The organism is Lysobacter sp. KACC 24251, from assembly GCF_057747755.1.
The window spans coordinates 686,997-708,771 of the sequence record NZ_CM173222.1 but is presented as its reverse complement, the minus strand read 5'-3'; the positions used below and the strand labels follow the sequence as shown (position 1 = coordinate 708,771).

Sequence of the window (21,775 nt, the reverse complement as noted above, 5' to 3'; positions counted from 1 at the left end):
CGATTGGATGGGATCGGTTCGCGTATGTGCGCGGTTCGATGACCTGGCAAGAAAACGCTCACCAGCATTCTAGAAACGGGAAGGACATGCACGCCGACGAACACGACGCAGCGAACAGCCACCTGCACGCCACCGGCCGTCGCGGCGAAACGCACGCCACGGACCACCCGGACCATGCGGCCAGCGCAACTCCTGTCGAGACCCTCCATGAGGGCAAGTGGCTGCGCATGCTGCGTCGGGGCCGATGGGAATACGCCGAACGCACCCACGGCAACGGCATGGCGGTGATCATCATCGCGGTGACCCCGGATGACCGGATCATCTTCGTCGAGCAGTTCCGCATTCCGCTGCAGGCCCGCACCATCGAGATGCCGGCCGGACTGGTCGGTGACCAGGCCGGCGAAGACACGCTGGAAGACGCCGCGCGCCGCGAACTGGAAGAGGAAACTGGCTGGTACCCCGACCAGGTGCAGGTCCTGCTGGTGGGCCCGACTTCTTCCGGCATGAGCAACGAGCGCATCGCCTACGTGCGCGCCACCGGGCTGCGCAAGGTCGGCGAAGGCGGTGGTGTGGACGGCGAGGACATCATCGTCCACGAGGTGCCGGTCGCCGAGGCGCCGGCGTGGTTGATGCAGAAGCAGCGCGAAGGTTACGAGCTGGACCTCAAGCTGTGGGGCGGGCTGTGGATGGTGGATCGCAATCCGGATGGGACGCTGGCCTAGGGTGTCGGCCGTGGGCGCGGGACTTGGGGGCGCCACAAGTCGCGGCCCGTTATCGCGGATAACGGGCCCCGACTTTCGGCGGCCCCGACACCCGCCTGCCCGCCATCAGGCGAACCGGTCGGTTGCCGCCACCAGCGCGTCGATGTTCTCCGCTTCGAACGCCGAATGGCCCGAGGCAGGGGTGATCACCAGCTGGCCCTTCGGCCACACCTTGTGCAGGTCCCATGCATTGGCCACGGGGCATACCACGTCATAGCGACCGTGCACGATCACGCCCGGGATGTGCGCGATCTTGTGGGCGTCGCGCAGCAGCTGGTCGTCGACCTCGAAGAAGCCGCTGTTGACGAAGTAGTGGTTCTCGATCCGCGCGAAGGCCAGCGCGAACTGCGGATCCTCGTGGCTGTTGGCGAAGTCCTCGTCGACGTGCAGGAAACTGGTCGCACCCTCCCACACACTCCACGCCTTGGCGGCCGCCAGACGCACCGCCTCGTTGTCGCTGGTAAGTCGACGGTGGAAGGCGCTGATCAGGTCGTGGCGCTCGACCACCGGGATCGCGGCCAGGTAGTGCTCCCATGCGTCGGGGAACAGGCGGGAGGCGCCTTCCTGGTAGAACCACTCTAGTTCCCAACGGCGCAGCATGAAGATGCCGCGCAGCACCAACTCGGTGACGCGCTGCGGATGCGTCTGCGCGTAGGCCAGTGCGAGCGTCGAACCCCAGGAGCCGCCAAACACCTGCCAGGTGTCGATGCCCAGCGTTTCGCGCAGCTTCTCGATATCCGCGACCAGGTGCCAGGTGGTGTTGTCGACCAGGTCGGCGTGCGGCGTGGAGCGGCCGCTGCCGCGCTGGTCGAACAGGATGATCCGGTACTTGGCCGGGTCGTGGAATCGACGCATCTTGTCGCTGCAGCCGCCGCCCGGGCCGCCATGCAGCATCACCACCGGCTTGCCCTGCGGGTTGCCGCACTGTTCGTAGTACAGCGTGTGGCGGTCGTCGACCTTGAGCTGGCCTACGTCGTAGGGCTGGATCTCGGGGTACAGGGTGCGCATGGGAAGCCTCGGCTGCATTAACCGGGGAAGTGTAGCCTCGCGCGCGGCATACGCACGCGCGATTCGGGGCAGAGGGCGGCCAACGCGGGGGGCCTTCCTGCGCCGTACCCCGCTCCCGGGCCCCCACTCACGATTCTTCAGCCCGGCGAACGCCCCAGCGTGACCCGGTCTCGTTCTTCCAGATCGGACTCCGTGGCGACTTCGACGAACCCCGCCTGCTGGAACAACGCCCGCACAGCGGTGCCCTGATCCCATCCGTGCTCCACCAGCAGCCAGCCACCCGGCCGAAGGTGCAGCGGTGCCCCCGCCACGATGGCGCGCAGGTCATCGAGGCCATCGGCACCCGATGCCAGCGCGGTAAGGGGTTCATGGCGCAGGTCACCCTGGCCCAGATGGGGATCCTCATCGGCGATGTAAGGCGGGTTGCTCGCCACCAGGTCGAAGGCCCGGCCCGCGAGCGGGGCCCACCAGGATCCTTCATGGAACACCACCCGGCCCAGTCCCAGTTCCACAGCATTGGCCCGCGCCACGGCCAAGGCACCGGGACTGGCATCGACAGCGTGGACCTCGGCGCGGGGGCGCTCCAGCGCCAGCGCCAGCGCGATGGCGCCGCTGCCGGTGCCGAGGTCGGCCAGCCGCAGGTCGGCGTCCGTGGGGAGGCGGTCCAGCGCCAGTTCCACCAGCCGCTCGGTCTCAGCCCGCGGGATCAGGGTGTCCGGCCCCACCCGCAGGTCGAAGCGCCAGAAACCGCGACGCCCGGTGAGGTACGCCACCGGCTCGCCCGCTTCACGTCGGGCCACCAGCGCCTCGAACTCCTGCCGCTCCGCGTCGGCCGGGACGGCCTCGCCATGCGCGAACAGCCACGTCGGCCCCCTGCCGAGCACGTGCCCCAGCAGCAGTTCGGCCTCCCCCGGGGGGAGGCACAGGCGGGCGGCACGCAGCAGGGTGTCGACGCTTTCCATAGGCATGGTCTATCTATTTAATGATTAATATCGATTTGAATTATTTATTGAAGCCATCCAAGATGGCCCCACTGAAGTTTGACCCCTCCCCCAACCCTTTCCCAACCCACAAGGACGCAACCCCATGTCCCTGATCAACACCCAAGTGCAGCCGTTCAAGGCCAACGCCTACAAGAATGGCCAGTTCATCGAAGTCACCGAAAAGGACCTGCAGGGCAAATGGTCCGTGCTGATCTTCATGCCGGCTGCCTTCACCTTCAATTGCCCGACCGAGATCGAAGACGCGGCCGAGCACTACGAGGAGTTCCAGAAGGCCGGTGCCGAGGTGTACATCGTCACCACCGATACCCAGTTCTCGCACAAGGTGTGGCACGAGACCTCGCCCGCGGTGGGCAAGGCCAAGTTCGCCCTGGTTGGCGACCCGACCCACCAGCTGACCCGCGCGTTCGACGTGCACATCGACGCGGAAGGCCTGGCCCTGCGCGGCACCTTCGTGATCAACCCGGATGGCGTGATCAAGACGATGGAAGTGCATGACAACGCCATCGCCCGCGACGTCACCGAGACCGTGCGCAAGCTGAAGGCCGCCCAGTACGTCGCCAGCCACCCGAACGAAGTGTGCCCGGCCAAGTGGAAGGAAGGCGCCAAGACCATCGCCCCGTCGCTGGATCTGGTCGGCAAGATCTGATTCCGCAAGTCCCGGCCCCCACGGGTGGCCGGGGCCAGGAGCGCGGCAGGTGCCCGCCTGCCGCCTCCCGGCACCGACTCAAGACGTGGTGGACCCTCGAGTCACTGTCCGTCCTACCCGATCCACCCGCGGGATTGCACCGCTGACCTCCCGCCGGACGCTTGCAAAAGCGGCCTGGGCCTCCCCCGAAGGACAGCCCTCCCCTGCGCCGGTCCCTCCCCCGGCCATGTCCGAGGCCCCGGCCGCTCCTGCAAGCGCCCTTCCCCGCCTGTTTGCCCCCTCGTTCCGTTGGAGTCCCCCCATGCTCGACGCCGACCTGAAGACCCAGCTCAAGGCCTACCTCGAAAAGCTCGTGCAGCCGATCGAACTGGTCGCCTCGCTGGACGACAGCACCTCCTCCCAGGAGCTCGACGGCCTGCTGCAGGACATCGCCTCGCTGTCCGACAAGATCACCCTGCGCCGCGAAAGCGATGCGCGCACGCCTTCGTTCGCCATCAACCGCGTCGACAGCGACGTCGGCGTGCGTTTCGCCGGCATCCCCATGGGCCACGAGTTCACCTCGCTGGTGCTCGCGTTGCTGCAGGTGGGCGGCCACCCACCCAAGCTCGATGACGAGACCATCGCCCAGGTGCGCGCGCTGGATGGTGACTATGTCTTTGAGACGTACATGTCGCTTTCCTGCCAGAGCTGCCCGGACACCGTGCAGGCGCTGAACCTCATGAGCGTGCTGAACCCGCGCATCCGCCACGTGGCCATCGACGGCGCGCTGTTCCAGGACGAGGTCACCGCGCGCGAGATCATGTCGGTGCCGACCATCTTCCTCAATGGCCAGCCGTTCGACGCCGGCCGCATGACCATCGAGATGATTCTGGCCAAGCTGGACACCGGCGCCGCCGCGCGTGACGCGGAGAAGATCCGGTCCAAGGATGCCTTCGACGTGCTGGTGGTGGGTGGTGGCCCCGCCGGCGCGGCCGCCGCGGTGTATGCCGCGCGCAAGGGCATCCGCACCGGCATCGCCGCCGAGCGCTTCGGCGGGCAGGTGCTGGATACCATGGCCATCGAGAACTTCATTTCCATGCCCTACACCGAAGGCCCGAAGCTGGCCGCGGCGCTGGAACAGCACGTCAAGGAATACGACGTGGACGTGATGAACCTCCAGCGCGCGACGAAGCTGGTGCCCGCCGGTGATGACGGCCTGGTCGAGGTACAACTGGAAAACGGCGCTTCGCTGAAGTCGCGCACCGTCATCCTGTCCACCGGCGCGCGCTGGCGGCAGATGGGCGTGCCCGGCGAGGACCAGTACCGCAACAAGGGCGTGGCGTACTGCCCGCACTGCGATGGCCCGCTGTTCAAGGGCAAGCGCGTGGCGGTGATCGGCGGCGGCAACTCCGGCGTGGAAGCGGCGATCGACTTGGCGGGCATCGTCAGCCACGTGACCCTGATCGAATTCGACACCAAGCTGCGCGCCGACGAAGTGCTGCAGCGCAAGCTGCGCAGCCTGCCCAACGTCACGGTGGTGGTGAGCGCGCAGACCACCGAAGTGCTCGGCGACGGCCAGCGCGTCAACGGGCTGGTCTACAAGGACCGCGTGGGCGGCGACATTCATCGCGTGGAACTGGAGGGCATCTTCGTGCAGATCGGCCTGCTGCCCAACACCGAATGGCTGAAGGGCACCGTGGAACTGTCCCCGCGCGGCGAGATCGTCATCGACGACCGGGGCCAGACCTCGTTGCCGGGGGTGTTTGCCGCGGGCGACGCGACGACGGTGCCCTACAAGCAGATCGTGATCGCGATGGGCGCCGGCTCCACCGCCGCGCTCAGCGCGTTCGACCACCTGATCCGAACCTCGGCACCGGCCGCCGCGCCGGCGACCGCCGCGGCCTGACCGGTGGCAGCGGCGCCGCGCGACGTGGCGGCGGGCGCTACCATCGGCCACGGGTAACGACAGCGGGGCCGCGCCGGCCCCCGATGGGAGGCACCTCGCTTGAACCTGCGCGACCTCAAGTACCTGGTGGCCCTGGCCGACCACAAGCACTTCGGGCGAGCGGCCGCGGCCAGCTTCGTCAGCCAGCCCACGCTGTCGACCCAGATCAAGAAGCTGGAGGACGAACTGGGCGTGGCGCTGGTGGAGCGCGCACCGCGCAAGGTGATGCTCACCCCCGTGGGACGCGAGATCGTCGAGCGCGCGCGCAAGGTCATCGCCGAAGTCGAGCAGATGGCCGAGATCGCCCGGCGGAGCAAGGACCCGGAGGCCGGCACGGTGCGGTTGGGCATGTTCCCCACCCTGGGGCCATACCTGCTGCCGCACGTGCTGCCCGCCGTGCGCGAGCGCTTCCCGCGGCTTGAGCTGCTGCTGGTGGAGGAGAAGACCGACCAGCTGCTCACCCGTCTGCGCGAAGGACGGCTGGATGCGGCACTGCTGGCGCTGCCTGTCCACGACGACCAGTTGCACATCGAGCCGTTGTTCGACGAGCCGTTCCTGCTGGCCGTGCCGCAACGCCATGAACTTGCCGCGCAATCCTCGCTGCGCCTGCGCGACCTCGACGACCGTCACCTGCTTTTGCTGGAGGACGGCCACTGCCTGCGCGACCAGGCGCTGGAAGTCTGCCGCCTGGCCGGCGCCGACGAACGCGACGGCTTTCGCGCCACCAGCCTGGAAACGCTGCGGCAGATGGTGGCGGCCGGCGTCGGCATCACCCTCCTGCCGGCGTTGTCCGTACAGCCCCCGGTACCGCCTTCGCCCGATATCCACCTGTTGCCGTTCGAGGGCCAACCGCCGCACCGCCGCATCGCGATGCTGTGGCGCCGCAGTTCGGCCATGCATGGGTTCCTGATGCAACTGGCGGACGAGTTCCGCAAACTGCCGCATCGCTTGCTCGAGCCGCCCGAAGGCGTGGGAGTCCCCGCACGCGTGACTTCGGCCCACGCCGCGCATTGAGCCGCGGCGGTGGGCTGCAACCGGGTGCGGACCAACGCGTGCCTTGATTAGCCCAGCCCATTGCCACGTGGTTCGGTGCGGGTCCCTCAGTCGCTCGTGGGCACTCCGACCGGGCAGGACACCCCAGTTCCCCCCACCCCGCAATAACCGTCCGGATGCTTGGACAGGTACTGCTGGTGCTCGTCCTCCGCGTAGTAGAAGGCGGGTGCCGGGTAGTGGATCTCGGTCGTGATGTCGCCATAGCGCGCCGCATGCAGGCGCTGCTCGAAAGCGTCTCGGCTGGCCACCGCCGCCGCGTGCTGCGCCGGCTCGTAGCAGTAGATGGCGGAGCGGTACTGGGTGCCGACATCGTTGCCCTGGCGCATGCCCTGCGTGGGATCGTGGCCCTCCCAGAACGTGCGCAGCAACTCCGTGAAGGGCATCCGGGCCGGGTCGTAGACCACCAGCACCGTCTCGGCGTGGCCCGTCAGGCCGCTGCAGACCTCGCGATAGGTGGGGTTGGGAGTGATTCCGCCGGAATACCCCACGGCGGTGGTGTACACGCCCGGCATCGACCAGAACTTGCGCTCCGCGCCCCAGAAGCAGCCCATCCCGAACTGCACCTGCGCGAGCCCAGCGAAGGCGCCACGCAGGGGGCGGCCGTGCACGTGATGTTGATTGCCCAGCCGCATGGGCTCAGCCCGCCCCGGCAGCGCATCCTCCGCGCGAGGCAGTCGTTGTTTCCAGGCACCGATTCCCAGCATGGTCGCGTCCTCCTGCCCGACTAGATGCGGCCGCGGGCACGGCATTCAACGTTGCGGGCTCAATAACTCAGGGCCGCCTCGAGGGGCGCGCCCGCGCCCCAGCGCGCGCGGCCTGCCAGCGCGGTCAGTTCCACCAGCACCGCCGCGCCCACGAGGTGCGCACCGGCACGCTCAAGCAGGGAACGGGCCGCGAGCAGGGTCCCACCCGTGGCCAGCACGTCATCCACCAGCAGTACGCGCCTCGCCGGGCCGATGGCATCTTCGTGGATTTCCAGCCGGTCGCTGCCGTATTCGAGCGCGTACTCCTGTGCCATGACCCGCGCGGGCAGCTTGCCGGGTTTGCGCACGGGCACGAACCCCGCGCCCAGGGCATTGGCCAAGGCGGCACCGAGGATGAAGCCGCGGGCTTCGATGCCGACCACGCAATCCACCCCACTCCCGCGCCAGGGAACGGCCAACGTGTCCACCACCCAGGCGAAGCCCTCGGGGTCCGCCAGCAGCGGAGTGATGTCCTTGAAGCGGATACCCGGCTTGGGAAAGTCCGGCACATCGCGGATCAGCGCAGGAAAATCGCGCGAAGGCGTCTGGTTCATGGGGCGTCCGGCCTGATCGGGTTACGCGGGGTCGGGGAGCATACCCGCGTCGTCCGGGTCGGTCGCGCCCTCGCCGTCGGCCTTGTCCAGCGGCAGCGCCTCGACGATGCTTCGAGCCTCGGGCCAGGCCACATCCGGCACGCACACCGCGACTACCCCGAACAGGGGCAATTCGCCGATGCCACCGACCAGGGACTCGCCGCGCAGGAACACCGGGATGCCCTCCGCCTCCAGCGCATGGCGGACCAGGTGGGCGTCGATCACGTTGGCAGCTTCGTACACGACTCTCACGACGCACCCCCTTGGGGGAGTGGATTTCACGCCAGCATACCCCCGCAGGCGGCGCCATCGCCTGCCACCGGCTAAACTGCGCGATCACCCTCGCCTTACCGATCCCGAATGCCCCACGACCCTGCCCCGAACGCCGCCCCCGAGACTGCCGCCGAGGCGCCGGTCAAGAACGACTTCATCCGGCAGATCGTCCGCGACGACCTCGCCAGCGGCAAGCACGCGGCGATCAAGACCCGCTTTCCGCCCGAGCCCAACGGCTACCTGCACATCGGCCACGCCAAGGCGATCTGCCTGGACTTCGGGATTGCCCGCGAATTTGGCGGTGAGTGCAACCTGCGCCTGGACGATACCAATCCCGCCAAGGAAGACCCCGAGTACGTCCGCGCCATCCAGGACGACGTGCAGTGGCTCGGTTTCCACTGGCACGACCTGCGCCATGCCTCGGACTATTTCGAGGTGCTGTACCTGGCCGCCGAGAAGCTGATCCGCCAGGGGGATGCTTTCGTCTGCGACCTCAGCGCCGATGAGGTTCGCGCCTACCGCGGCAGCCTGACCGAACCGGGCCGCAATTCGCCCTACCGCGACCGCAGCGCCGAGGAGAACCTTGATCTGTTCCGCCGCATGCGCGCCGGCGAATTTCCCGATGGCGCCCGCACCCTGCGCGCCAGGATCGACATGGCCAGCGGCAACATCAACCTGCGCGACCCGGCGCTGTACCGCATCAAGCACGTCGAGCACCAGAACACCGGCAACGCGTGGCCGATCTACCCGATGTACGACTACGCGCACTCACTCAGCGATGCGGTCGAAGGCATTACCCACTCCCTGTGCACGCTGGAGTTCGAGGACCACCGTCCGTTGTATGACTGGTGCGTGGACAAGGTCGGCCTGGCGCATTCGCCGGAGCTGGTGAAGCCGCTGACCGACAAGGGCCTGCCGTTCGAAGCCGCCAAGCCGCGCCAGATCGAGTTCTCGCGCCTGAACTTCAACTACCTGGTGATGAGCAAGCGCAAGCTGATGGCACTGGTGCAGGAAGGGCTCGTCGACGGCTGGGACGACCCGCGCATGCCAACCCTGCAGGGCATCCGCCGCCGCGGCTACACGCCCAGCGCGCTGCGCCTGATGGTCGACCGGGTGGGCATCAGCAAGCAGAACTCGCTGCTGGATATCTCCATCCTCGAAGGTGCGCTGCGCGACGACCTTGATGCCGCTGCGCCGCGCCGCATGGCCGTCATCGACCCGCTCAGGCTGGTGCTGACCAACCTGCCCGAGTCGCACGAGGAGCAGCTGACCTTCAGCAACCACCCCAAGGATGAATCCCTCGGTGAGCGCAACGTGCCGTTCTCGCGCGAGCTGTGGATCGAGCGCGAGGACTTCGAGGAAGTACCGCCGAAGGGCTTCAAGCGCCTGACGCTGGGCGGGGACGTGCGCCTGCGCGGCGCCGGCATCATCCGCTGCGACGAGGTGGTGAAGGACGCAGAGGGCACCGTGGTGGAGTTGCGCTGCACCCTGGACCCCGAATCACGCCCGGGCATGGAAGGCGCCAACCGCAAGGTCAAGGGCACCATCCACTGGGTCAGCGCGAAGCACGGGGTGAAGGCGGAGGTCCGCCTGTACGACCGCCTGTTTACCGTACCGGACCCCGACAACGACGAAGGCGGCAAGAGCTACAAGGACTACCTCAACCCCGACTCGCGTCGCGTCGTCACCGGCTATGTCGAGCCGGCGGCCGCGTCCGCCGCGCCCGAGCAGACCTTCCAGTTCGAGCGCATGGGCTACTTCGTTGCTGACCGATATGACCACCGCGCCGACGCACCCGTGTTCAATCGCAGCGTGACCCTGCGCGACACATGGGCCACCAAGGCCTGAGGCACCCCTGATGACCCTGCTTGCCGCCATTCAACAACGACTCCGCCACACCGCGGCTGCCGCCATCGCAGCACTGCTCGTGGCGGGCCTGGTGGCATGTGCGGCGCCCGTGGGCACTCCAAACGGCAACGACGGCTCCGCGCCGACCGCCGCCACGCCTGCTCAGGGCGCGCCGAAGACAACGACACCGGCTCCGGCAGTTCCGACCACGCCAGCCGCCACGACACCACCTGAGGTGGCTCCCGGCACCGGATCGGCCATTGCCACTCCGGTCAAGATCGATACCACCTGCCGCACCCATACCGACTGCGCGGTGAAGAATGTCGGCAACTGTTGCGGTTATGCGCCGGCCTGCGTCAACGTCAACAGCCCCACCGACCCGCAAGGCGTCCAGGCCGAATGCGCGCGCAGCGGGCGGATGTCGGTCTGCGGCTTCCGGGAAATCAGCGCCTGCCAGTGCGTGAAGGGCCAGTGCGAGCCCGCCGCGGGCGGCCTGGACGTGCAGTAGTGCTCTACGCCCAGATCCACCTCACCTTGCCTGCCTGGGTGCACGAGCGCGTCGACACCGCGCGCTCCTACCCCGGGGATGACGCCAAGATCGCGCTGGCCATCGAGCTGTCGCGCCTCAACGTGGAGGCGGCGACTGGCGGCCCGTTCGGTGCGGCGGTGTTCGACGCCCAGGACCGCATCATCGCCGTAGGCGTGAACCGGGTGTTGCCGCACGCCTGCTCGCTGGCCCACGCCGAAACGATGGCCTACATGCTGGCGCAGGCACGCACCCAACGCCCCCGCCTCAACCAGACCCTCGAGGGCGCACCCTGCGGCCCGATCACCCTGGCCACCTCGTCGCAGCCCTGCTGCCAGTGCTACGGGGCCACCGTATGGGCCGGCATCGACCGCCTGCTGATCGGTGCCCGCAGCGACGACGTGGAAGCACTCACCGAGTTCGACGAAGGCCCGCTGCCCGCGGACTGGATCGGCGAACTTGAACGCCGCGGCATCACCGTGGTCCGCGACCTGCAGCGCGAGGCCGCGTGCGCGGTACTGCGCGCCTACGGCGAGCAGGGCGGCTTGAAGTACTGATGACCGGCCCACGCCCATGACCGCTGACGCCCTGTTGTGCTTCTGCCGCGCCGGCTTCGAACCCGAACTGGCTGCCGAACTCACCGAGCGCGCCGCCGATGCCGGTTTTGCCGGCTATGCGCGCACCCAGCGCGGGAGCGGCTACGTGGAGTTCGTCTGCGATGACGCGACGGCCCTGGACCGCGCCCTGCCCTTCAGCGACCTGATCTTCGCCCGCCAGAAGCTGCTGCGCCTGGCCGATCTGCGCGAACTGAACCCTACCGACCGCATCACGCCCATTCTCGCCGCGCTGGAGGCCAGTACAACGGGCGGCCCACGCACCACCTTCGGCGAGCTATGGGTCGAGCACCCGGACTCCGACGAGGGCAAGCCCCTGGCGGGCCTGGCCCGCGCTTTCGGGAATGCGCTGCGCCCGGCCCTGCGCGAAGCGGGCTGGCTGAGCCGTCAGGACGATGCCAGCCGGCCGCGCCTGCATGTGGTGTTTCTCAGCGGCCACCACGCAGTGATCGCGCGCAGCGACACCCGTGATGCCGCACCGTGGCCGCTCGGCATTCCGCGCCTGCGCATGCACCCCGACGCGCCCAGCCGCTCCGCACTGAAACTGGAGGAGGCGCTGCTGACCCTGCTCGACGACGGCGAGCGCAAGCGCCTGCTGCGCGAGGGCATGCGCGGCGCGGACCTCGGAGCGGCTCCCGGGGGATGGAGTTGGGTGCTGGTCCGCAATGGCCTCCAGGTGACCGCGGTGGACAACGGTCCGCTGCGCCCGCAGCTGCTGGACGGCGGCCGCGTGGAGCATCTGCGCGTCGATGGCTTCCACTGGCAGCCCAAGGCACCGCTGGACTGGATGGTGTGCGACATGGTCGAACAACCGCGCCGGGTCGCCGAGCGAATGGCCACGTGGGTTCGGGAAGGCTGGTGCAGGCACACCATCTTCAACCTCAAGCTGCCGATGAAGAAGCGCTGGGACGAAACTAGGCTGTGCCTGGATCTGTTCACCGCGCAGGCGGGCCGCCCGATGACCGTGCGGGCGCGCCAGCTGTACCACGACCGCGAGGAAATCACGGTTTTCGCGTCGGTACGCTGAGCGGCCCCTGTTCAGCCAGGGTTGGGCGCCTTTACGCCGGGTTGATGCGGGAAGGACTACGGTCCTCCCGTTCCCCACCGTGAGGTACCCCAATGAAATTCACCCATGCTCCGCTGTTCCTCGCGCTCGCCATGAGCCTCGGCGTGACCGCACCGGCCCTGGCTCAGACCCCATCCAAGACCGCGGCCAAGGTCCAGGCCTCTGCCGAGGCGGAGGTAGCCACCGAAGACGCCAAGGCGGCGCGCGAGCAGGCCGAGGCCGCCAAGGAGGCCGCGCAAACGGCCGCACAGACGCGTGACGCTGGCGCGGTGACGGCGCAGGGCGCAGCCAACGCCGCCCATAGCGCACACGCTGCGCATGAGGCGTCCATCGACGCCACCGCGGCCGCCAGCGAGGCGGTGGATGCGGCCCAGAAGGCACAGTCGGCGCGCACTGCCGCAGAACGAGGGGCCAACCCGGTTGCCGCCGCCGCCGAAGCCAGCGCCGCGGCGAACCAGGCGCGTGGCGCCGCATATAGCGCGATGGATGCCACCGAGGCCGCCCAGAACGCCGCCGTGAACGCCGAGGTTGCCGCCCAGACGCCGCCGCCGGCCCCGCCTGCCACGCCGCCAGCCTCTCCTTCCGCCCAGGGCGTCGCAAATGCCCAGGTCACGTTCACCAACAGCCCGGCCAACTCCGTGGTGGGGGACTACAAGATCGACTTCGACGCATTGGACGCGAACCGCAATGGCACGCTCAGTCGCGGTGAAGTCCGCTCAAATGCCACGCTGTCGGCGGAATTCCGTGCCGTGGACGTCAACCGCGACGGACGCCTCAGCAAGGACGAGTTGAAGGGCTGGATGTAAGCGCGCGGCGCTTAAGGGCGTTGCAGTGTGGACTGACTGAAACGCGCCACATTCGGGTGGCCAGACGCCCCGGCAATGCCGGGGCGCCTGCTTTTACAGGCCCGCCGCCCGGCGCCAGAAGAGGTGCGTAAGCGCGGGGACGCGTCCCACGAGTCCCATGAGGGGACCGCGGAGCAACGTCGGAAGCACGGCATCATTGGAAAAAAGCCGGTTGATGCCGTCGAAGGAATACGCAGCCACCGTGTTCTCGCTGCGCCTTTGGCGCGCCCAGCGCGCCAGCCGCTCGGGCGAACCGACATCGCCGCCAGTGGCCTCGCGCAGTGTTTCGCGCAACGCCGTTACGTCCCGCAAGCCAAGGTTCACGCCCTGCCCGGCCAAGGGGTGCACCGCGTGCGCCGCATCGCCAATGATCGCCACACGTCCCGCCACCGCCTGCCTGGCCAGTTGCAACCGCAACGGGAATCCCGCCCGGCGGGAGACCGCGCGCATCTGACCCAAGGGTCCATCGAAGGCACGCCCAAGGGCATCCAGGAAATCGGCGTCATCCAGCGCGAGGATGCGTTCGGCCTCGGCATTGGGCAGGGTCCAGACGATGGAACTGCGCCGCCCGTCAGGCCCGCTACCACCGGTGCCATCTGCAAACGGCAGGAACGCCAGCGGTCCCGTCGGCAGGAACCGCTGCCAGCACGTGGCTTGGTGGGGTCGCTCGGTGTCAACGAAGGCGACCACGCCCCGCTGGTGGTAGTCATGCCCACCTACGGTCACCCCCGCCAGTTCGCGCAGGCGCGACCCCGCGCCATCAGCCGCGACGACCAGCCGCGCCCGCAGGCGTTGGCCGCTTTCCAGTTCCACCGTCGCCGACATTTCATCCTGTTCCAGCGCCACCACATGGTCGGGGCAATGCACACGCACGCCCGCGGCCGCCTGCGGGGCCCACAGGCGGTCGACCAGCAGTCCATTTTCCACGATCCAGCCGAGTTCCTGGCGGGCGAAGGCATCCGCATCGAACTCGATGGGCGCGCCCCCCGCGGCGTCCCATACGCGCATGCGCCGGTATGGCTGCGCCCGAGCCTGCAGCACGGAGCCCCACACACCCACGCTGTCCAGCAGCGCGGCATTGTCGGGCGCGAAGGCATAGACGCGCAGATCCGGTTCGTCGGCACGCCAGGGCGACGGCTCGCGCGCTTCCACCAGCGCCACCTGCAGGCCATCGCGGGCGAACGCCAGGGCGGCAGACGCACCCACCACGCCGGCACCCACCACCACCACGTCCAGCATGTCCCGGCGGCTCATGCGCGTTCGCTCCGGCACAGCGCGGGAACGTCACCACGGTATCCCAATGCCCCGCCCACCAGCGCCGACTGCATGGAGGGCAAGCGGCCGATGGCGAACAACCCGAGGCTGCGCATCGGTCGCAGCAGCGGTGCAGGGTTGCTGGTCAGGCGAGCCAGGCCATCGGAGAACGCCAAGGTGCGCTCACGGTCCTCGCGGCGCCGCGCGATGTAGGCCTCCAGCAGTGGAGGCGCGCCGCAATCCGCGCCGGGGTCTGAGGCGCGCGCGGTTTCCATCAGTTCCGCCAGCGTCAGCGCATCGCGGAGGCCGAGGTTGAAGCCCTGCGCGCCAATCGGGTGGATGGTCTGCGCGGCATTGCCCACCAGCACCGCGCGCGGCGCGGCCAGCCGTTCGGCCACCACCCGCAGGGCGGGGTACACGGACGGCGTGCCGGCGGCGAGAAAGCGCCCCGCGCGCCAGCCAAACACACCCTGTACGCGCTCCAGGAACTCCGCGGGCGCCAGCGCCGAGACCGTCTCCACCTCGTCGTTGGCGACACCATGGATGAGCCCGTAGTGCCGGTCACCGCGTGGCAGCAGCGCGGTGGGGCCGGCATCGGTGAGCCGTTCGTAGGCCATACCGTCTACCGTGCGATCGGTGCGCAGCCGGGTGACGAACAGGTGGTGGCCGTAGTCATGCTCCACCGTCCCGATGCCCAGTGCCGCGCGTACGGCGCTGCGGGTGCCGTCGGCGGCGACGAGCAAGCGGGCGCGCACGGTGCGTTCACCGCCCTCATCAACCACGCGCAGGCTGCGCCACGGCGCGTCGGCGGCATCCTCGACCAGTCCCGCGAACCGCACCGGCCGGTAGCGCACCAGCCGCGGCAGTTCCGCGAGCCGCGCCTCCAGCGCCTCGCCGAAGTCACGCGCCACCACCACCTGGCCGAATGCCTCGCGCTGGTACTGGCGCGCATCCAGCAACACCCGGCCGAAATCGCCCTGGCGGCTGACGTGGATGCGCTGGATCGCGCCGGTCGGCGTGCGCAGCTTCTGCATCACGCCCAGCGCGGTCAGCGCGTTGACCGTGGCCTCGGCGAAGGACAGGTTGCGCTCGTCGAACACCGGCGGCAGGCCGCCCGGCGGCGAGGCCTCCACCAGGCCCACATCCAGACCGAGCCGGTCGAGGGCGATGGCCAGGCTGGAGCCAACCAGGCCGCCGCCGACGATCAGCACATCGTGCAGCGGGGATGAGGCGGGGGCGGGGACATGCCCCGTGGGGGAAGAGGTCTCGGGCATTGCGCTATGCTAACGGTTCCCGCCCCACCGCACTGCCGCTGCCATGAATGTCTCCGCTGACAACGCCTCTTCCGCCCACCGTACCTTCGCTCCGGGCCCGCTGTTGCTGGCGACGCTGATCTTCGTGGCCGCGCTGACCCGACTGCTGCCGCACCCGCCCAACTTCTCGCCGGTGGCGGCCATCGCCCTGTTCGGTGGCGCCTACTTCGCCGCGCGCCACTGGGCGCTGATCGTGCCGCTGCTCGCGCTGCTGGTTTCCGACATCGCGCTGGCCGCGATCAACGGCGGCGACTACGCATCCTGGTTCGGTGGCCTGTCGATGTGGCTGGTCTACGCCTGCACCGCGCTGACCACCGTGCTCGGCTTCGGCCTGCGCGGCAAGGTGGGCGGCGGCCGCGTGCTGGGCTACTCGCTGCTGGGCACCGCAATCTTCTTCCTGGTCACCAACTTCGGTGCCTGGCTGGGCTACCCGACCTACCCGCAGACGCTGGGTGGCCTTGGCATGGCCTACGTGGCCGGGATCCCGTTCCTCAAGTGGAGCGTGGCCAGCACCCTGTTCCATGCCGCGGTCCTGTTCGGTGGTTTCTCCCTGCTGCGCCAGTGGGCGCCGGCGCTGCGCGCGCAGACCGCCTGATCCCACGGCACCATGGGCAACCGCCTCTCGAAGATCTACACCCGTACCGGCGATGACGGCAGCACGGGCCTTGGCGATGGCAGCCGGATCGGCAAGGATTCGGCACGGGTGAACGCCTACGGCACGGTGGACGAGGCCAACTCGTGCATCGGCCTGGTGCTGGCCAGTGGGGTGTCGGATGAGGTGCGCACGCTGCTGACCGCGATCCAGCACCAGCTGTTCGACCTCGGCGGCGAACTGTGCATCCCCGGCCACGCGGCCATCTTCGACGCGGACATCGACCGCCTCGAAGCCCACATGGATGCGCTCAACGAAACCCTGCCGCCGCTCAAGGAATTCATCCTGCCCGGCGGCGGCGAAGCGGCAGCACGCTGCCACATCGCCCGCACCGTGGTGCGCCGCGCCGAGCGCGAAGCGGTGGCGTTGGCCCGCGTCGAGGCCGTGCGCCCGGAGGCGGTGCGCTACCTCAATCGTTTGTCCGACCTGCTGTTCGTGCTGGCACGCGTGCTGGCGCGGGCCAGCGGCCACGGCGAGGTGCTGTGGAACCACGAGCGGCGCAAAGCCTGAGCCGTGCGCGTCTACAGCCACCCCGCCTGCTCCCTCCATGACCCTGGCGAAGGCCACGCTGAACGCCCCGCACGCCTGACCGCCGTTACCGACGCCCTGCGCCAGGCGCTGCCGGCATTGGACTGGCATGAGGCGCCCCGCGCCAGTCGCGGACAACTGCTGCGGGTACACAGCGACGACCTGCTGGCACTGGTGCTCGACACCGACTTGCAGTTGCTGCTGGAGCCCATTGCGCTCGACCCGGATACCTTCCTGTCATCAGGCTCGGCGGAGGCAGCCTTGCGCGCCGCGGGCGCCGGCGTCGCCGCGGTCGATGCGGTCATGTCGGCCAAGATCCGCCGGGCTTTCTGCGCAGTGCGGCCGCCCGGCCACCACGCCACCGACTCGGTGGCGATGGGCTTCTGCCTGTTCAACAACATCGCCGTCGCCGCCGCCCATGCCTGCGACAAGCACGGACTGGGGCGGGTGGCCATCGTCGACTTCGACGTGCACCACGGCAACGGCACCCAGGCCATCTTCGACACCGACCCGCGGGTGATGTACCTGAGCAGCCATCAGCTGCCGCTGTACCCGGATTCGGGACACGCCAACGAGCGCGGCGTGGGCAACATCGTCAACATACCGCTGCCACCGGGCACCGGCGGCGCGGAATTCCGCCGGCACTGGAGCGAGCAACTGCTGCCCGCGCTGGACGCCTTCCGCCCGCAACTGCTGCTGATCTCCGCCGGCTTCGACGCCCATCGCCTGGACCCGCTCGCGCAGATGGAGCTGGAGGCCGACGACTTCCGCTGGGCCACCGAGCAACTGGTCGGTGTGGCCCTGCGCCACGCACAGGGTCGCGTGGTGTCGATGCTGGAAGGCGGCTACGACCTCACTGCATTGCGGGAGGCCGCGGTGGCCCACGTCACCGCGCTGCAGGAATAGCAGGCAGGAAATCCAGCGCTGCCGAGTTGATGCAGTACCGCAGGCCCGTCGGCCGCGGCCCGTCCGGGAATACGTGCCCCAGGTGGGAGCCACAGCGGGCGCATTTCACCTCCACCCGCTCCATGCCGTGGGCAGTGTCGGGGTGTTCGGTGATCGCCGCCGGCTCGATCGGCTGCCAATAGCTGGGCCAGCCGCTGCCGGAATCGTACTTCGCGGCCGAGGCGAACAAGGGTGCCGCGCACGCCGCACAGGTATAGGTGCCCGCCTCCTTGTGATTCCAGTAGCGGCCGGTGAAGGCGCGCTCGGTGGCCGAGCAACGGCAGACGGCGTACTGCTCCGGGGAGAGCCGGGCCTGCCATTCGGCGTCGGTCGTGGGCAAGGGGTCGGTCGACATGGGGGTCCTCGAAAGGGGGCAAGATGAATGCAACAGCGCCGCGCCAGACGCCTTCATTGCCCGGCAACGGGCGGATGGGGCAAGCTAGCAGCCGTTTTCGCACTATGGATGAACGCGTGCGCCCTAGCCTCCGCCTGCTGCCGTTATCGCTGTGTATTGCGATGGCCCTGCCGGCCCATGCCGCCGACGATCAGCAAGACTGGGGTCTGTGCCCCATCGAAGACGTCGTTCCCCCCTTCCCTGACGCCCCGTCGGCCCCCGGCCTGCCCGGCATTCGCATCCAGCAGCCCACCGACATCGAAGGCGATGCGCTGGCTGCGACCGAAGCGCAGGAGTCGATCTTCCAGGGCAACGTCGCGCTCAACCGCGGCGACCAGTTCCTGGGTACCGACAAGCTGACCTACAACAGCGAGACCGGCAACTACGTCGCCGAAGGCAGCGTGCGTTACCAGGACTCGGGGATGCGCATCGTCGCCGAACGCGCCGAGGGCAACCAGGACGCGGACACCCACACCATCCACGACCTGCGCTACCAGCTGACCCAGCGTCGCGGCAACGGCGGCGCCGAACGCATCGAGATGAAGGGTGCGCAGGGTGCGCTGGTCGGATCGACGTACTCCACCTGCCCGCCCTCGCAGCGGGCCTGGGAGCTGCGCGCCCGGCGCATCGACGTGGATACCGACGAGGGCATGGCCGTGGCCCGCGGCGCCACGCTGCGCATCGGCCGGGTGCCGGTGCTGCACGTCCCGTGGTTCATGTTCCCGGTGGATGATCGTCGCCGGACCGGCCTGCTGTACCCGTCGGTGTCGATGTCCGGCCGCAACGGCTTTGACTGGAAGCAGCCGATCTACCTCAACCTCGCGCCGAATTACGACGCCACCATCACTCCGCGGATCATGACCAAGCGCGGCGTGACATTGGGCGGCGAGTTCCGCTGGCTCTACCCGGAGGGACGCGGGCAGGTGTCGGGCAACTGGATGCCGGATGATGCGTTGCCGCGCAACGAGCCGTCGCGCTACAAGACCGATCTGGCGGGCAATGAGATCGAGGGTGCCACGCTACCCGACAAGAACCGCGGCCAGTTCCTCTTCTCCGCCCTGCACGGTTTCGGCCCGACCTGGCATTCCCGTGCCGACGTTGGCTGGGTCAGCGACACGCATTACCTGGAGGACTTCAGCAACTCCTCGCTGGGCGTGTCGTCGTATTTCCTGCAGAGCACGGCGGGCCTGTACGGTCGTGGTCGCTATTGGGATGCCGAATTCAGCTCCAGCCATGCGCAACTGGCCGACTACACCCTGAGCGAAAACATCCTGCCCTACGATCGCCTTCCGCGCGTGGCGGTCAACTGGGCGCAGCCCTTCGGCCGTTGGTTCCAGGCCGGGGTGAACGCCGAAGCCGTGCGGTTCCAGCACGAAGTGTTCGATGCGGGCAGCCGTCTGGATATAAAGCCGTTTGTCAGCATGCCGCTGGAAGGTGCCAGCTGGTTCCTGACGCCGAAGGTGGCGTGGCGCTACACCGGATACCAACTGGATGACGGACTCGCCGCCACATTGGGTGACAAGTCGCCCAGCCGCAGTCTGCCGGTCTACTCGCTCGATGCCGGCCTGTTCTTCGACCGCCACACCGAGATACAGGGCGACGCCTACCTGCACACCCTCGAACCGCGCATCTACTACCTCAACGTTCCCTACCGGGACCAGAGCGGGCTGCCACAGTTCGACACCAACCCGATGACTTTCAGCTGGGGCCAGCTGTTCCGCGACAACCGCTACACCGGCGCGGACCGCCAGACCGATGCCAACCAGCTGACCGTGGCCGTCACCAGCCGGCTGATCTCCGAGGACGACGGTCGCGAACGCCTGACCGCGAGCCTCGGCCAGATCCAGTATTTCGACGAAAGCCGCGTCACCACGCCGGGCGAAATCCCGGTGGCCCGCGGCAAGTCCGCTTGGGTAGCCGATATCGGCGTCTCGCCCGGCGATCGCTGGAGCGTCAACGCCGCGTACCAGTGGGATCCCAAGTTGCGGGGCCAAGACCTGGCCAGCCTGCGCGCCCGCTACCTGTTCGGCGAGAACGGCGTGGTCAACCTCGGCTACCGCTACCGCCGCAACACCGCCTACCCGGTCAGTGGCGAGAAGGACCTGCTCGAACAGGCCGACTTCTCCTTCCTGTACCCGGTAACTCCCAACTGGAGCCTGGTCGGCCGTTACTACTACTCGATCCTGGACCGCAAGGAACTCGAGACCATCGCCGGTGTCCAATGGGAAAGCTGCTGCCTGGCCGTGCGCCTGATCGGCCGCCGCTACGTCCGCAACCGCACCGGTGACCTGAACAATTCCCTGATGTTGGAGTTCGAGCTGAAGGGCCTGGGATCGGCCGGCCAGGACACGGAGCGTGTCCTGCGCCGTGGTATCCTCGGCTACGAACGCGACGACCTCTACCTCGTGCCGCCATCCCAAGCGATCCGCGGCAACGTCGACCACTCCCCCGACCCGAGCCCATGAAGAAACTACTCGCGCCCGTCCTCGCCGCCGCGCTCCTTGCCGCGTCCGTCCATGCCCAGGAAGTGCAGCCGCTGGACGGCATCGCCGCCGTGGTCGATGAGGACGTGATCCTGCGCAGCGAGCTTCAGCGCGCCGTCGCCAACATCCGCCAGCAATACGCCGGCCGCGAGGCCCAGCTGCCGCCGCCGGAGGTGCTGGAACGCCAGGTGATGGAGCGTCTGGTGCTGATGAAGCTTCAGGTCGCCCGCGCGCAGACCACCGGCGTGCGCGTGTCCGACCCGGAAATCGATCGCGCCATCGCCGGCATCGCCCAGCAGAACGGCGCCACGCCCGACCAGTTGCGCGCGCAGCTGGCACGCGAGGGCATCGCCTACAGCGACTTCCGCAACTCCATCCGCGACGAACTGATCGTGCAGCGCCTGCGCCAGCGGTTCGCACAGAGCCGCATCACGGTCAGCGACGCCGAGGTCGACAACGCACTCGCAGCGCAGGGCGCGGGTGGTACCCAGTACCGCCTCGCCCACATCCTGGTCGGGATGCCGGAGGCGGCCACCGCGGAGCAGATCGCCACCGCGCAGAAGAAGATCGATGGCGTGAAGGCGCTGCTCGACAAGGGCGAGCTGGATTTCGCCGCTGCGGCCGTGCGCTACTCCGACAGCCCGAACGCGCTGGAAGGCGGCGACCTGGGCTGGCGCGGCAACGACGAGATTCCCGCCGCATTTGCCCGCCTGATCGGCACCATGAAGCCCGGCGACGTGACCGCGCCGATCCGCGGCCCGAGCGGCTTCCAGTTGCTCAAGCTGGTCGAGGTGCGTGACGCCTCCGCCGCCGCGCCGGCGCTGGTCACCCAGTATCGCGCGCGCCACATCCTGGTCCGCGTCGACGAGGACACCACCGAAGCCCAGGCCAAGTCGAAGATCGAGACGCTTCGTGCGCGCATTGCCGGCGGCGCAGACTTCGCACAGGTGGCCCGCGACAGTTCGGAGGATCCGTCCTCCAAGCCGAACGGCGGCGACCTGGGCTGGTTCACCGAAGACCAGTTCGGCCCGGATTTCGGCCAGCCGGTTGCGGCCTTGGCCGACGGCCAGCTGTCGCAGCCAGTGCGCACGCAGGCCGGGTGGCACTTGATCGAACGCCTGGAATCGCGCCAGTCCGATGTCGGCGACGAGAATCGTCGCGCGCAGATGCGCGAGACCATCGGCCGCCGCAAGCTCGAAGACGAGTGGAACCGCTACCTGCGCGAAATGCGCGGCGAAGCCTTTGTCGACGTCCGCACCGGCAAGCAGGTCGAGGCCAGCGCTCCGGCCCCGGGCGGCTGAA

General features: G+C 68.6%; 22 protein-coding genes. 14 read left to right on the top strand and 8 right to left on the bottom strand.

Annotated features, from left to right (window positions below):
* The first annotated feature begins 227 nt into the window (after positions 1–227).
* Positions 228–722, top strand: coding sequence for an NUDIX hydrolase (locus AC3ARF_RS03270; RefSeq protein WP_498931736.1), 495 nt, complete (start codon positions 228–230; stop codon positions 720–722).
* A 105-nt stretch (positions 723–827) separates the two neighbouring features.
* On the opposite strand, the gene pip is transcribed toward AC3ARF_RS03270, so the two are convergent.
* Positions 828–1,769: a prolyl aminopeptidase gene (pip, locus tag AC3ARF_RS03265; protein ID WP_498930252.1), complete on the bottom strand. Its 942-nt coding sequence runs from the start codon at positions 1,767–1,769 to the stop codon at positions 828–830.
* Positions 1,770–1,906: 137 nt separating this feature from the next.
* Positions 1,907–2,737 (bottom strand): peptide chain release factor N(5)-glutamine methyltransferase, encoded by an 831-nt coding sequence (prmC, locus tag AC3ARF_RS03260; protein WP_498930250.1) that lies wholly within the window; start codon positions 2,735–2,737, stop codon positions 1,907–1,909.
* Positions 2,738–2,855: 118 nt separating this feature from the next.
* Here prmC and ahpC point away from each other — a divergent pair, with 118 nt between their 5' ends.
* The 3 genes from ahpC to oxyR all read left to right on the top strand — a co-directional run bounded on the left by ahpC (position 2,856) and on the right by oxyR (position 6,357).
* Positions 2,856–3,419 (top strand): alkyl hydroperoxide reductase subunit C, encoded by a 564-nt coding sequence (ahpC, locus tag AC3ARF_RS03255; RefSeq protein ID WP_498930248.1) that lies wholly within the window; start codon positions 2,856–2,858, stop codon positions 3,417–3,419.
* A 301-nt stretch (positions 3,420–3,720) separates the two neighbouring features.
* The gene (ahpF, locus tag AC3ARF_RS03250; RefSeq protein WP_498930246.1) at positions 3,721–5,304 is read left to right on the top strand and encodes an alkyl hydroperoxide reductase subunit F; all 1,584 of its coding nucleotides are present in this window, start codon (positions 3,721–3,723) and stop codon (positions 5,302–5,304) included.
* Between the two features lie 99 nt (positions 5,305–5,403).
* Positions 5,404–6,357 carry a DNA-binding transcriptional regulator OxyR gene (gene oxyR, locus AC3ARF_RS03245; RefSeq protein WP_498930244.1) on the top strand — a complete coding sequence of 318 codons (954 nt, stop codon included), beginning with the start codon at positions 5,404–5,406 and terminating at the stop codon, positions 6,355–6,357.
* An 86-nt stretch (positions 6,358–6,443) separates the two neighbouring features.
* Here the strand turns inward: oxyR and msrA are convergent, their stop codons facing one another.
* The 3 genes from msrA to AC3ARF_RS03230 are packed head-to-tail and all read right to left on the bottom strand — an operon-like array spanning position 6,444 to position 7,984.
* The gene (gene msrA, locus AC3ARF_RS03240) at positions 6,444–7,100 is read right to left on the bottom strand and encodes a peptide-methionine (S)-S-oxide reductase MsrA (protein WP_498930242.1); all 657 of its coding nucleotides are present in this window, start codon (positions 7,098–7,100) and stop codon (positions 6,444–6,446) included.
* Between the two features lie 59 nt (positions 7,101–7,159).
* Complete coding sequence (locus AC3ARF_RS03235) at positions 7,160–7,693, bottom strand: adenine phosphoribosyltransferase (protein ID WP_498930240.1); 534 nt, start codon at positions 7,691–7,693, stop codon at positions 7,160–7,162.
* Between the two features lie 21 nt (positions 7,694–7,714).
* Complete coding sequence (locus AC3ARF_RS03230) at positions 7,715–7,984, bottom strand: putative signal transducing protein (RefSeq protein WP_498930238.1); 270 nt, start codon at positions 7,982–7,984, stop codon at positions 7,715–7,717.
* A 108-nt stretch (positions 7,985–8,092) separates the two neighbouring features.
* Here AC3ARF_RS03230 and AC3ARF_RS03225 point away from each other — a divergent pair, with 108 nt between their 5' ends.
* The 5 genes from AC3ARF_RS03225 to AC3ARF_RS03205 all read left to right on the top strand — a co-directional run bounded on the left by AC3ARF_RS03225 (position 8,093) and on the right by AC3ARF_RS03205 (position 12,865).
* Positions 8,093–9,853, top strand: a complete 1,761-nt coding sequence (locus tag AC3ARF_RS03225) for a glutamine--tRNA ligase/YqeY domain fusion protein (protein WP_498930236.1) — start codon at positions 8,093–8,095, stop codon at positions 9,851–9,853.
* An 88-nt stretch (positions 9,854–9,941) separates the two neighbouring features.
* Complete coding sequence (locus AC3ARF_RS03220) at positions 9,942–10,361, top strand: hypothetical protein (RefSeq protein WP_498931734.1); 420 nt, start codon at positions 9,942–9,944, stop codon at positions 10,359–10,361.
* Positions 10,361–10,936, top strand: coding sequence for a nucleoside deaminase (locus AC3ARF_RS03215; RefSeq protein ID WP_498930234.1), 576 nt, complete (start codon positions 10,361–10,363; stop codon positions 10,934–10,936). The genes AC3ARF_RS03220 and AC3ARF_RS03215 overlap by 1 nt, the downstream gene beginning before the upstream one ends.
* 16 nt (positions 10,937–10,952) lie before the next feature.
* Positions 10,953–12,020 (top strand): 23S rRNA (cytidine(2498)-2'-O)-methyltransferase RlmM, encoded by a 1,068-nt coding sequence (gene rlmM / locus AC3ARF_RS03210; protein WP_498930232.1) that lies wholly within the window; start codon positions 10,953–10,955, stop codon positions 12,018–12,020.
* Positions 12,021–12,112: 92 nt separating this feature from the next.
* Complete coding sequence (locus AC3ARF_RS03205) at positions 12,113–12,865, top strand: EF-hand domain-containing protein (RefSeq protein ID WP_498930230.1); 753 nt, start codon at positions 12,113–12,115, stop codon at positions 12,863–12,865.
* A gap of 93 nt (positions 12,866–12,958) precedes the next feature.
* Here AC3ARF_RS03205 and AC3ARF_RS03200 read toward each other — a convergent pair whose 3' ends face one another.
* Positions 12,959–14,158 (bottom strand): FAD-dependent oxidoreductase, encoded by a 1,200-nt coding sequence (locus AC3ARF_RS03200; RefSeq protein WP_498930228.1) that lies wholly within the window; start codon positions 14,156–14,158, stop codon positions 12,959–12,961.
* Positions 14,155–15,432 carry a 2-octaprenyl-6-methoxyphenyl hydroxylase gene (gene ubiH / locus AC3ARF_RS03195; RefSeq protein WP_498930226.1) on the bottom strand — a complete coding sequence of 426 codons (1,278 nt, stop codon included), beginning with the start codon at positions 15,430–15,432 and terminating at the stop codon, positions 14,155–14,157. Before ubiH ends, AC3ARF_RS03200 begins: the two co-directional genes overlap by 4 nt.
* A gap of 43 nt (positions 15,433–15,475) precedes the next feature.
* Between ubiH and AC3ARF_RS03190 the strand changes: the two genes are divergently transcribed.
* From AC3ARF_RS03190 to AC3ARF_RS03180, 3 genes are read left to right on the top strand one after another with little or no spacing between them, the layout of a single operon-like run.
* A complete protein-coding gene (locus tag AC3ARF_RS03190; RefSeq protein ID WP_498930224.1) occupies positions 15,476–16,066 on the top strand; it encodes a DUF6580 family putative transport protein in 591 nt (196 codons plus the stop codon).
* Positions 16,067–16,078: 12 nt separating this feature from the next.
* Complete coding sequence (locus AC3ARF_RS03185) at positions 16,079–16,633, top strand: cob(I)yrinic acid a,c-diamide adenosyltransferase (RefSeq protein ID WP_498930222.1); 555 nt, start codon at positions 16,079–16,081, stop codon at positions 16,631–16,633.
* Between the two features lie 3 nt (positions 16,634–16,636).
* Entirely contained in the window at positions 16,637–17,557 is a 921-nt protein-coding gene (locus tag AC3ARF_RS03180) for a histone deacetylase family protein (RefSeq protein ID WP_498930221.1), read from the top strand.
* Here the strand turns inward: AC3ARF_RS03180 and msrB are convergent.
* Positions 17,538–17,951 carry a peptide-methionine (R)-S-oxide reductase MsrB gene (msrB, locus tag AC3ARF_RS03175; protein WP_498930219.1) on the bottom strand — a complete coding sequence of 138 codons (414 nt, stop codon included), beginning with the start codon at positions 17,949–17,951 and terminating at the stop codon, positions 17,538–17,540. The genes AC3ARF_RS03180 and msrB overlap by 20 nt on opposite strands.
* A gap of 116 nt (positions 17,952–18,067) precedes the next feature.
* Here msrB and lptD point away from each other — a divergent pair, with 116 nt between their 5' ends.
* Both lptD and AC3ARF_RS03165 read left to right on the top strand, forming a co-directional pair.
* Positions 18,068–20,455, top strand: a complete 2,388-nt coding sequence (gene lptD, locus AC3ARF_RS03170) for an LPS assembly protein LptD (RefSeq protein WP_498930217.1) — start codon at positions 18,068–18,070, stop codon at positions 20,453–20,455.
* A complete protein-coding gene (locus AC3ARF_RS03165; RefSeq protein WP_498930215.1) occupies positions 20,452–21,774 on the top strand; it encodes a peptidylprolyl isomerase in 1,323 nt (440 codons plus the stop codon). Before lptD ends, AC3ARF_RS03165 begins: the two co-directional genes overlap by 4 nt.
* The last annotated feature ends 1 nt before the right edge of the window (position 21,775 follow it).